Annotated in this window: 8 protein-coding genes and 3 pseudogenes; 3 read left to right on the top strand and 8 right to left on the bottom strand. The window is 65.8% G+C overall.

All coding sequences use genetic code 11. The features are described from left to right. Together C1I89_RS16720 and C1I89_RS16715 are read left to right on the top strand one after the other, a co-directional pair. Positions 1–540: pseudogene (locus C1I89_RS16720) on the top strand (malic enzyme-like NAD(P)-binding protein); the annotation flags it as partial. A gap of 8 nt (positions 541–548) precedes the next feature. After that, positions 549–2690, top strand: a pseudogene (locus tag C1I89_RS16715) (NADP-dependent malic enzyme); the annotation flags it as partial. 82 nt (positions 2691–2772) lie between these two features. On the opposite strand, the gene C1I89_RS16710 reads toward C1I89_RS16715, so the two are convergent. The 3 genes from C1I89_RS16710 to C1I89_RS16700 form a co-directional block, all read right to left on the bottom strand. After that, complete coding sequence (locus tag C1I89_RS16710; RefSeq protein WP_102773804.1) at positions 2773–3153, bottom strand: hypothetical protein; 381 nt, start codon at positions 3151–3153, stop codon at positions 2773–2775. Positions 3154–3382: 229 nt separating this feature from the next. Further along, a complete protein-coding gene (locus C1I89_RS16705) occupies positions 3383–3745 on the bottom strand; it encodes a DUF4148 domain-containing protein (RefSeq protein WP_102773803.1) in 363 nt (120 codons plus the stop codon). A 202-nt stretch (positions 3746–3947) separates the two neighbouring features. After that, positions 3948–4163 carry a SlyX family protein gene (locus C1I89_RS16700; protein WP_102774154.1) on the bottom strand — a complete coding sequence of 72 codons (216 nt, stop codon included), beginning with the start codon at positions 4161–4163 and terminating at the stop codon, positions 3948–3950. Between the two features lie 89 nt (positions 4164–4252). Between C1I89_RS16700 and C1I89_RS16695 the strand changes: the two are divergent. Beyond that, positions 4253–6333, top strand: a pseudogene (locus C1I89_RS16695) (TonB-dependent receptor family protein). Here the strand turns inward: C1I89_RS16695 and C1I89_RS16690 are convergent. The 5 genes from C1I89_RS16690 to cyoA all read right to left on the bottom strand — a co-directional run bounded on the left by C1I89_RS16690 (position 6327) and on the right by cyoA (position 10882). Continuing rightward, a complete protein-coding gene (locus C1I89_RS16690) occupies positions 6327–6920 on the bottom strand; it encodes a nitrogen fixation protein NifQ (protein WP_102773802.1) in 594 nt (197 codons plus the stop codon). The pseudogene C1I89_RS16695 and the gene C1I89_RS16690 sit on opposite strands and share 7 nt — an antisense overlap. A 106-nt stretch (positions 6921–7026) precedes the next feature. Beyond that, positions 7027–7377: a cytochrome o ubiquinol oxidase subunit IV gene (gene cyoD / locus C1I89_RS16685; RefSeq protein WP_102773801.1), complete on the bottom strand. Its 351-nt coding sequence runs from the start codon at positions 7375–7377 to the stop codon at positions 7027–7029. After that, positions 7377–7991 (bottom strand): cytochrome o ubiquinol oxidase subunit III, encoded by a 615-nt coding sequence (cyoC, locus tag C1I89_RS16680; RefSeq protein WP_102773800.1) that lies wholly within the window; start codon positions 7989–7991, stop codon positions 7377–7379. The genes cyoD and cyoC overlap by 1 nt, the downstream gene beginning before the upstream one ends. 3 nt (positions 7992–7994) lie before the next feature. Then, entirely contained in the window at positions 7995–9971 is a 1977-nt protein-coding gene (cyoB, locus tag C1I89_RS16675; protein ID WP_102773799.1) for a cytochrome o ubiquinol oxidase subunit I, read from the bottom strand. Between the two features lie 2 nt (positions 9972–9973). Further along, entirely contained in the window at positions 9974–10882 is a 909-nt protein-coding gene (cyoA, locus tag C1I89_RS16670) for a ubiquinol oxidase subunit II (RefSeq protein WP_102773798.1), read from the bottom strand. Positions 10883–11017 lie beyond the last annotated feature (135 nt).

The raw sequence follows: 11017 nt of genomic DNA, 5'->3' as shown, positions 1-11017 counted from the left end.
CTGGGGCTGGGCAATATCGGCGCGCTGGCGTCCAAGCCGGTGATGGAAGGCAAGGCGGTGCTGTTCAAGAAGTTCGCCGGCCTGGACGTGTTCGACATCGAGATCAACGAGACCGACCCGGACAAGCTGGTCGAGATCATCGCCGGCCTGGAAGCCACTTTCGGCGGCATCAACCTCGAAGACATCAAGGCCCCGGAATGCTTCATCGTCGAGCGCAAGCTGCGCGACCGCATGAAGATCCCGGTTTTCCATGACGACCAGCACGGCACCGCCATTACCGTGTCGGCGGCCTTCATCAACGGCCTGAAGGTGGTGGGCAAGGACATCAAGCAGGTCAAGGTGGTGACCTCGGGCGCCGGCGCGGCCGCGCTGGCCTGCCTGGACCTGATGGTGGACCTGGGGCTGCCGCTGGAGAACGTCTGGGTCACCGACATCGAAGGCGTGGTCTACGAAGGCCGCACGGCGCTGATGGACCCGGACAAGGCGCGCTTCGCGCAAAAGACCGACGCGCGCAAGCTGGCCGAGGTGATCCAGGGCGCCGANNNNCCGACCCGGCCAACGTGTTCCGCTACACCGGCCGCGGCAACCTGGTGGGCGTGATCACCAACGGCACCGCCGTGCTGGGGCTGGGCAATATCGGCGCGCTGGCGTCCAAGCCGGTGATGGAAGGCAAGGCGGTGCTGTTCAAGAAGTTCGCCGGCCTGGACGTGTTCGACATCGAGATCAACGAGACCGACCCGGACAAGCTGGTCGAGATCATCGCCGGCCTGGAAGCCACTTTCGGCGGCATCAACCTCGAAGACATCAAGGCCCCGGAATGCTTCATCGTCGAGCGCAAGCTGCGCGACCGCATGAAGATCCCGGTTTTCCATGACGACCAGCACGGCACCGCCATTACCGTGTCGGCGGCCTTCATCAACGGCCTGAAGGTGGTGGGCAAGGACATCAAGCAGGTCAAGGTGGTGACCTCGGGCGCCGGCGCGGCCGCGCTGGCCTGCCTGGACCTGATGGTGGACCTGGGGCTGCCGCTGGAGAACGTCTGGGTCACCGACATCGAAGGCGTGGTCTACGAAGGCCGCACGGCGCTGATGGACCCGGACAAGGCGCGCTTCGCGCAAAAGACCGACGCGCGCAAGCTGGCCGAGGTGATCCAGGGCGCCGACGTGTTCCTGGGCCTGTCGGCCGGCGGCGTGCTCAAGCCGGAGATGGTGGCGGCGATGGGTCCGCGTCCGCTGATCCTGGCGCTGGCCAACCCGACGCCGGAGATCCTGCCGGAAGTGGCGCACGGCGTGCGCGACGACGTGGTGATGGCCACGGGCCGTTCGGACTACCCGAACCAGGTCAACAACGTGCTGTGCTTTCCGTACATTTTCCGCGGCGCGCTGGACGTGGGCGCCACGACCATCACGCGCGAGATGGAAAAGGCGGCGGTGTACGCCATCGCCGAGCTGGCCGAGGAAGAGCAGAACGAAGTGGTGGCGGCCGCCTACGGCACCTATGACATTTCGTTCGGCCCGGACTACCTGATTCCCAAGCCGTTCGATCCGCGGCTGATCGTGCGCATCGCGCCGGCGGTGGCCAAGGCGGCGATGGAAGACGGCGTGGCCACGCGCCCGCTGGCCGACCTGGAGGCCTACGAGGCGCAGCTGCAGCAGTTCGTGTACCACTCGGGCGCGTTCATGAAGCCGCTGTTCGCGGCGGCCAAAAACATCGTGCGCGAGGGCGGCAAGGCTCGCATCGTGTTCACCGAAGGCGAGGACGAGCGCGTGCTGCGCGCGGTGCAGGTGGTGGTCGACGAAGGCCTGGCCCGCCCCATCCTGGTGGGCCGCCCGTCGGTGCTGCTGGCCCGCATCGAGAAATTCGGCCTGCGCCTGCGCCTGGGCGAGGACGTGGAAGTCACCAACCCGGAATACGACGAGCGCTTCCATCAGTACTGGACCACGTACTGGGAGCTGATGTGCCGCCGCGGCATCACCAAGGAAATGGCGCGGGTGGAGATGCGCCGCCGCCTGACGCTGATCGGCGCGATGATGGTGCGCCTGGGCGACGCCGACGGCATGGTCTGCGGCACGGTCGGCGCCTACCACGACCACCTGCGTTTCGTGGATGAGGTGATCGGCCGGCGTCCGGGCCACAACGTGTACGCGGCCATGAACATCCTGCTGCTCAACGAGCGCACGGTGGTGCTGGTCGACACCCACGTCAACGACGAGCCCACGGCCGAACAGATCGCCGAGTTCACGGTGATGGCGGCGCAGGAAATGGCGCGCATGAACCTGGCGCCCAAGGTGGCGCTGCTGTCGCGCTCGAACTTCGGCACCGGCAGCTCGGCCTCGGGCGCCAAGATGCGCCGCGCGCTGGAGCTGGTGCGCGAGATCGATCCGGAGCTGGAGATCGACGGCGAGATGCACGGCGACTGCGCGCTGGACGAGGCGCTGCGCATGCGCATCCTGCCTTCGTCCTCGCTCAAGGGCGAGGCCAACCTGCTGGTGTGCCCGAACGTGGACGCCGGCAACATCGCCTACAACCTGCTCAAGACCACCGCGGGCAGCAACGTGGCGGTGGGTCCGTTCCTGCTGGGCGCGAACGCGCCGGTGCACATCCTGACCTCCAGCTCGACCGTGCGCCGCATCATCAACATGGCGGCGATGACGGTGCTGGACGCCAACCGGATCGAGCCCCAGGCCTGATCGCCCGCGTAGCCCGCAAAAAAAGCGCGCTGCCCCATCGCAGGATGGGCGCAGCGCGTTTTTTTCTGGCGAGCCGGCGTGCTTAGTGGCTGCTGGCCTTCCAGGTGCCGTCGGGCTGCTTACAGAACCAGAACTGCCATTTTTCCGTGGTGGCGGCGCGGGCGAAATCGCCCACCAGGAAGCGACAGGTCTGGTCGTTCTTGACCGTCGTGGTCTGCGTGGGCGTGAGCTGCACCGTGATCGGCGCGGCTTTCTTGGGCTGGTGCGTGCTGGTCCATTCGGTGCGCTGGCCGTCGGCCGAATTGTTCAGCGCCTGCGCGACGGCCTCGTGGAACGAGCTGCGGTCGGCCTTGGGGATCTGGGTGATGATGGCATTGTTCAGCATGACCGGCGGCGCAGCGGTCGCCGTGGCCGAGACGCCGCATGCCACGAGCAAAGAGGCAAGAACGCGGGTGGTTTTCAAGATGTGGCTCCCTGATTCGTAAAGTCGTTATGTGATGCCGGATCTCGGGGCGATAGTACCGCAGCGCGCCTCGATGAACGAAAAAAAGGCCCCCACGCCGCGCACGCTGCGCGTGCTTGCTGCCCCCCGAGGGGGCGTTTTTGTCTTGGGGCGGCCCGGCGACAAAAAAGGCCGCCCGAACTGCCGGCGGCCAAGGTACAACAAGGGGAAGGGTGGATTCGTGCGGGCTTTATTCGCCGTAGACGCCGGCGAACGGCATGTCGTTGGGTTCGACGCCGCTGACCAGGCCGGCAGCCTTGGCGGCGGCCAGTTCGGCGCGCACTTCGGCGCGGGTCTTGCCCGATTGGGGGGCGCCGTAGACGCCGGCGAAGGGCATGTCGTTGGGTTCGACGTCGCTGACCTGGCCGGCGGCCTTGGCGGCAGCCAGTTCGGCTTGCACCTGGGCGCGGGTCGGGCCTTCGTACGGGGTGCCGTAGACGCCCTGGAACGGGACGTTGTTGGGTTCGATGTTGGGCGAGGCGGCATAGGCGCCGGCGCTCAGCGCGGCCAGGGACATCACCAGGGCGGTAGCAAGGGTCTTCGTGGTCTTCATGATAAATCTCCGATTTCAAGAGCTTGGGAGCGAATTCGGCGGCCTATCCGTCGTGCTTCGTTGCTGTTTCCCGATGGCTCAATATTGCGCGGAATCGGAGTAGGGATAAACCCTGGTATCGGTAAAAGATAATTCCATAGATGGAAAGAACAGCCTATTTTGAGGCTATAGTTTCCATTAATGGGATCGATTGGCGGGCGTCTCAGTAGTGCGGCGGCAGCTCGTCGCGCAGGCTGCGAAAGGGCGCGGCGCCCTCGGGCGCCTGCTGGCGCAGCTCGGCGACTTCGCGCATCAGGCGGTCTATCTGCTGTTGCTGGCGGACGATGATCTGGTTGAGCTGGTCCAGCAGGTCGTCGGCGAAGCTGGCCTTGACTTCCAGCTCCAGCAGGCGGCGTTCGATATCTTGCATGTTATCCATGGGCGCCATTAGAACCGATTCCCGGAATCGAGGAGGCGGATTTGGCAGGATGGTTGGACCGCGGCGCGCGGCGCCGGGTGCTGCAGGGATTGCTGGCCTCGGCGCCGGCGGCCGCGGCCTGGGCGCAGCCGGCCGCGCCCGGCCCCGGCTCCGCCGAACTCCCGGCCGTCGTGGTCACCGGCACCCGTCTGGGCAGTCCGGTGATGCAGACGCCGGCCTCGGTGGACGTGGTCGAGGGCGCGCAGATGCGCCGCGGCCAGCCCGGGATCAACCTGTCCGAAGGGCTGGCCGGCGTGCCCGGGCTGCAGATCCAGAACCGCCAGAACTACGCCCAGGATCTGCAGATTTCCAGCCGCGGCTTCGGCGCGCGCGCCAGCTTCGGCGTGCGCGGCGTGCGCCTGTACGTGGACGGCATACCGGCCACCATGCCGGACGGGCAGGGCCAGACCAGACCTCGAACATCGACATCGGCTCGATCGGCCAGGTCGAGGTGCTGCGCGGCCCGTTCTCCGCGCTGTACGGAAATTCATCCGGCGGCGTGATCCTGGTGAACACCGAAGACGGGGTCGAGCCGCCCTCGCTGTCCGCCAGCGGCTGGGGCGGCAGCTACGCCACCTGGCGCTACGGCCTGCGCGCCAACGGGGCCTCCGGCGGGCTGGACTACGTGCTGGACCTGACCCGGTTCACCACCGACGGCTACCGCGACCACAGCGCCGCGCGCAAGAACCTGGGCAACGCCAAGCTGGGCCTGCAGCTGGACGACGCCAGCCGGCTGACGCTGGTGGCCAACAGCGTGGACCTGAAGGCGCAGGACCCATTGGGCCTGACATATCGCCAGTTCCAGGACGATCCCAGGGCCGCGCCGCTGGCCGAGCTGTACGACACGCGCAAAAGCGTCAGGCAGACCCAGGGCGGCGCGGTCTACGAGCGCGCCATCGACGGGCGCAACAGCCTGCGCCTGATGGTCTATTACGGCCAGCGCGACACCACGCAGTACCAGTCCATCCCGCCGGCCGCGCAGATGGCGCCGTCGCAGGCCGGCGGCGTCATCGACCTGAAGCGCCGCTACGGCGGGGCCGACCTGCGCTGGACCTCGGATGTCTCGCTGGCGGGCCGGCCGTTGATGCTGATCGGCGGCTTTTCCTACGACACGCTGAGCGAGGACCGCAAGGGTTACCAGAACTACACCGGCGACGGGGCGAATCGCCAGCTGGGCGTGCGCGGCGCGCTGCGGCGCGACGAAACCAATACCGTCTACAACGCCGATCCCTACGTGCAGGCGTCCTGGCAGTTCGCCGAGCGCTGGACGCTGGACGCGGGCCTGCGCTACAGCACGGTCAAGTTCGATTCCGACGACCGCTACGTCGCGCCCGGCAACGCCGACGACAGCGGCGCGGCGCGCTACCGCAAGGCGCTGCCGGTGGCGGCGCTGCGCTATGCGCCCGATCCGGCGCTCAGCCTCTACGCCTCGTACGGGCGCGGCTTCGAGACGCCGACGCTGAACGAGCTTTCGTACCGGCCCGGCGGCGCGCCCGGCCTGAATTTCGGGCTGGCGCCGGCCGTCAGCGACAATCTGGAAGCAGGGGTGAAGGCGCAGCTCGCCGGCGGCCTGCTGACCGCGGCGGTGTTCCATACCGGCACCGACGACGAGATCGTCGCGGCCGGCAGCGCGGGCGGTCGCACCAGTTACCAGAACGCCGGGCGCACGCGGCGCGACGGTGTGGAGCTGGGCTGGTCCGGCGAGTTCGCGCGCCACGGCCGCACCCGGTTTGCCTATACCTGGCTGGATGCGCGCTACGTCGACGACGGGCCCGGCGCGATCCGCGCCGGCAACCGCATACCGGGCATCGCGCGCCAGGCGGCCTATGCGTCGCTGGCCTGGGCGCCGCCCGAGGGATGGCAGGCCTCGGTGGAGGCGCGCCTGTTGAGCCAGGTCTACGTCGACGACGCCAACGACGGCGACGCGCCCGGCTATTTCGTGGCGGCGCTGAGCCTGGGCTACGTGAAGCAACTGGGGCCGTGGGAGCTGAACGCCTATGCGCGCGTGGACAATCTGTTCGACCGCCGCTACGCCGGCTCGGTGATCGTCAACGAGGTCAACGGCCGCTACTACGAACCGGCCGCGGGCCGCAGCCTGGGCGCCGGCGTCGGCGCCACCTACCGCTACTGAAGCGGCTGCGGATAACAGACGCCGTAGTCCTCGCAGGCCGGGCAGCCCGGCGCCTGCGCCGGCGCGAGGCCCGCCCGTTCGTAGGCCGCATAGGCCAGGAACTGCTTCCAGCGCAGGTTGCCCACGTTGCGCGCCACCAGGCCGGGATAGTGGCGCGCCAGCAGCGCGGTCACGTCTTCGCGGCCGGACAGGCCCAGGTCGCGCCACAGGTGGTCGGGGCGCAGGCAGGCATGGGCCAGCGCGCCGGTGACCCAGGCCGTGATGTCGGCCGCCGGCACGCTCCAGGCCTGCAGCAACCCGCGCAGCATCTGCTTGAACGCCGCCTGCTTTGCGTCCAGGACCGGCGCGGCGAGGGCGGCGCGCTGTGCGCGCAGTTCGGCCGGCGCGGCGCCCGGGAACAGCCGCGCCAGCAGGCCGTCCAGTTCCTGCGGCGTCAGGCCGCAGCCGCCCAGGTCGCCGAGCGCCAGGCGCTTGCCCAGTACCGCCGCGAAGAAGCCGGCGTCGGGATGGCACGGCGGCGCGTGGCGCAGCAGCGTCTGGGCGAGCCGTTCGGCGCGGTCGGTGTCGGCAAGTGCGGGAGTTTGCATGGCGGATGCGCGGTTTCGTTATGTACGTGAATATATAACGAAACCGCGCAGGCGAAAAAAACAGGCGCCGGAGCGCCTGTTTTTCTGCTTCAACGGCTGGCCGCCATTACATGGGGTGGCCCATGTTGACGTTCATGTTGTACAGCACCCATGCCGAACCGCCGACGATGATGGCGATGATCAGCACGGTGAAGACGAACGTGGCCAGGTTGTCGCGGGCCGACTTCGATGCGCCCATGTGCAGGAAGTACACCAGCTGCACCAGCAGCTGGAGCACGCACAGCGCCACCACGCCGATGATCGTGGCGGTATGGGACAGCGCGCCGTTCATCACCAGGCCGAAGGAGCCGAAGGTGAGAAGCAGCGAAAGCACGAAACCGATGATGTAGGACTTCACGGTGCCGTGGTCGGCGGCGTGATCGTCGTGGCCGTGTGCGGCCGCAGCGGAGTGCGACATCAGATGGCTCCCATGAGATAGACGAAGGTGAAGACGCAGATCCAGACGATGTCCAGGAAGTGCCAGAACAGGCTCAGGCACGCCAGACGACGCTTGTTGATCGAGTCCAGGCCGTGGCGGCGGATCATGTCGAGCATGACGATGATCCAGATCAGGCCGAACGTGACGTGCAGGCCGTGCGTGCCGATCAGCGTGAAGAACGCCGACAGGTACGCGCTGCGGCCCGGGCCGGCGCCGATCGAGATCAGGTGATGGAATTCATAGACTTCCATCGCGATGAAGCCCGCGCCGAACAGGAACGTCACCATGAGCCAGCCCATGGCGCGGCTCTTGTTGCCGGCGTGCACGTTCAGGTTGGCCATGCCGAAGGTGAAGCTGGAGAACAGCAGCAACAGCGTTTCGACCAGCACGAACTTCAGGTCGAACAGTTCCTTGCCCGTGGGGCCGCCCGCGGTGGCGTTGAACAGCACCGCGAACGTGGCGAACAGGACCGAGAAGATCAGCAGGTCGCTCATCAGATAGACCCAGAAACCGAATACGGTCTTGGATCCATCGTCATGATGCGCGTGATCGTCGTGACCCGCGTGGGGGAGAGTGGCTACGGCTTGAATCATGGCTCAGGCGGCCTTCTGCATTTTGTCAAAGTGAGCGTTTTCGATGCGTTCGACTTCCTTGGCCGGGACCCAGTAGTCGACGTCGCGGTCATAGGCGCGGACGATGAACGAACCGATCATGCCGACGAAACCGACGATGGACAGCCACCAGATGTGCCAGATCAGGGCGAAGCACATGACCAGGCCGAACGCGCCGATGAAGACGCCGGCGGCGGTGTTCTTCGGCATGTGGATGTCCTCGTACTTGGCGGGACGCTTGTACGCCTTGCCGTTCTGCTTGTCTTCCCAGAACTGGTCCAGTTCATCGACGTGAGGAACGTGGGCGAAGTTGTAGAAAGGAGCCGGCGAGGCGATCGACCATTCCAGCGTGCGGCCATCCCAGGGATCGCCGGTGAGGTCCTGGTTCTGCTTGCGCTGGTAGATCGAGACAAACACTTGCTGCAGCAGGAACCAGATGCCCAGCATGATCAGCGCGGCGCCGACCAGGGCGACCAGCAGGTACGGCTGCCATTCGGGGTTGTCGTAGTGGTTCAGGCGGCGCGTCATGCCCTTGAAGCCCAGGATGTACAGGGGCATGAAGGCCAGGAAGAAGCCGACGAACCAGCAGTAGAACGAATAGCGGCCCAGGCGCTCGTTCAGCTTGAAGCCGAACGCTTTGGGGAACCAGTAGGTCATGCCCGCGATGCAGCCGAAGACCACGCCGCCGATGATGGTGTTGTGGAAGTGCGCGATCAGGAACAGGCTGTTGTGCAGCACGAACGACACGCCCGGGATGGCCAGCATCACGCCGGTCATGCCGCCGATGACGAACACGATCATGAAGCCCAGCGTCCACAGCACCGGCGTGGTGATGCGCAGGCGGCCGCGGTAGATGGTGAACAGCCAGTTGAAGATCTTCGCGCCCGTCGGGATCGAGATGATCATTGTCGCTATGCCGAAGAAGGCATTGACGTTGGCTCCCGCGCCCATGGTGAAGAAGTGGTGCAGCCAGACCAGGAACGACAGCACGCCGATGGCGGCCGTGGCGTAGACCATGGACTTGTAGCCGAACAGGGTCTTGCGGGCGAAGGTGGCGACGATCTCCGAGTACACGCCGAAAGCGGGCAGCACCAGGATGTAGACCTCGGGGTGGCCCCAGATCCAGATCAGGTTCACGTACATCATGACGTTGCCGCCCATGTCGTTCGTGAAGAAGTGCGTGCCCAGGTAGCGGTCCATGGTCAGCAGCGCGAGCGTGGCGGCCAGCACGGGGAAGGCGGCGACGATCAGGACGTTGGTGACCAGCGAGGTCCACGTGAAGATCGGCATCTTCATCAGGCTCATGCCCGGCGCGCGCATGCGCAGGATGGTCACGATGAAGTTAATGCCGGAAAGCGTGGTCCCGAGCCCGGATATCTGCAGCGCCCAGATGTAGTAGTCCACCCCGACGCTCGGGCTGTAGTCGAGCCCCGAGAGCGGCGGATAGGCCAGCCAGCCGGTCGCGGCGAATTCACCGACGAACAGCGAGATCATCATGAGCGCGACGCCGGCGCCGAACAGCCAGAAGCTCAGCGAGTTCAGGAACGGGTAGGCCACGTCGCGGGCGCCGATCTGCAGCGGCACCACCAGGTTCATCAGCCCGGTGATGAAGGGCATCGCCATGAAGAAAATCATGATGACGCCGTGGGCGGTGAAGATCTGGTCGTAGTGGTGCGGCGGCAGGAAGCCGGCCGAGTCGGCGGAGGCGACCGCCAGCTGGGTGCGCATCATGATGGCGTCGGCGAAGCCGCGCAGCAGCATGATCAGCGCGACGATGATGTACATCACGCCGATGCGCTTGTGGTCGACGGAGGTCAGCCATTCCGTCCAGAGGTACTTCCACTTGCGGAAGTAGGTGATGGCGCCCAGGAGCGCTACGCCTCCCAGGCACACGGCGGCCAGCGTAACCATGACGATGGGTTCATGGAACGGAATGGCCTCGAGGGTAAGTTTCCCGAGCATTGTTAGTTGATTCCTGCGATCAGATTATTCGACGTGGGAGTGCACGTGGCGGAGTCCACGCCGGCCATCTTGGTCATCGTGCTGCCCAGGATGTACTCGAACATGGAGGGCGGCACCGACGAATACTTGACTACCGGATTGTGTTCGCTGCGCTTGGTCAGCTCGGCGTAGACCTCGGGGGTCAGCGCGCCGGGAGCGGCCTTGGCTTCCTTGATCCAGTTGTCGAACCCTTCTTGCGACATGGCGTGCGCCTTGAAGCGCATGCCCGAGAAACCGCCGCCGCTGTAGTTGGCCGAAATGCCGGCGTAGGTGCCGATTTCGCGCGCGTTCAGGTGCAGCTTGGTCTCCATGCCGGCCATCGAGTAGATCTGGCTGCCCAGCTGCGGGATGAAGAACGAGTTCATGACCGTGGCCGAGGTGATCCGGAAATTGACCGGAACGTCCACCGGGAAGGCGATCTCGTTGACCGTGGCGATGTCGTACTCGGGGTAGATGAACAGCCACTTCCAATCCAGCGAAACCACCTCGATGGTCACCGGCTTGTGCTCGGAGACGAGCGGCTTGTAGGGGTCCAGCGCATGCGTGGAGCGCCAGGTGATCACGGCGAGGATCGCCACGATGATGCAGGGCACGCTCCAGACCACGACTTCGATCGCGGTGGAGTGGGCCCACTTGGGCTGGTAATCGGCTTTGGTATTGGATGCGCGGTATTTCCAGGCGAATGCCAGGATCATGACGATGACCGGAATCACGACGATGAGCATGAGCCCGGTCGTCGTGAACAGCAGCGTCCTTTCCTGCATGCCGATGTCTCCCTTGGGGGAGAGGATTTCCATGTTGCAGCCGCCAAGCAGCATGACCGCGCCGACGCCAATAATGCGCGTAAGGGTCGCAAGGAGGGGGTGTTTCACGTACAGCCTTGGATGGATGATGGGAAATGCTGCGTAGCAGCAGACTGGAATGCTGCTAGGCAGCAACGTCCATCCTATCGGTTTGATCTGGGTCAAGCCTGCGACGAATGGTCGCATTGCCTGGCGCGGCGCCGG

The sequence above is a fragment of the Achromobacter pulmonis genome (genome assembly GCF_002885955.2).
GTDB classification, from domain to species: domain Bacteria; phylum Pseudomonadota; class Gammaproteobacteria; order Burkholderiales; family Burkholderiaceae_B; genus Achromobacter; species Achromobacter pulmonis_A.
The sequence above is the reverse complement of the archived record's forward strand: the minus strand, read 5'-3'. Positions and strand labels throughout refer to the sequence as shown.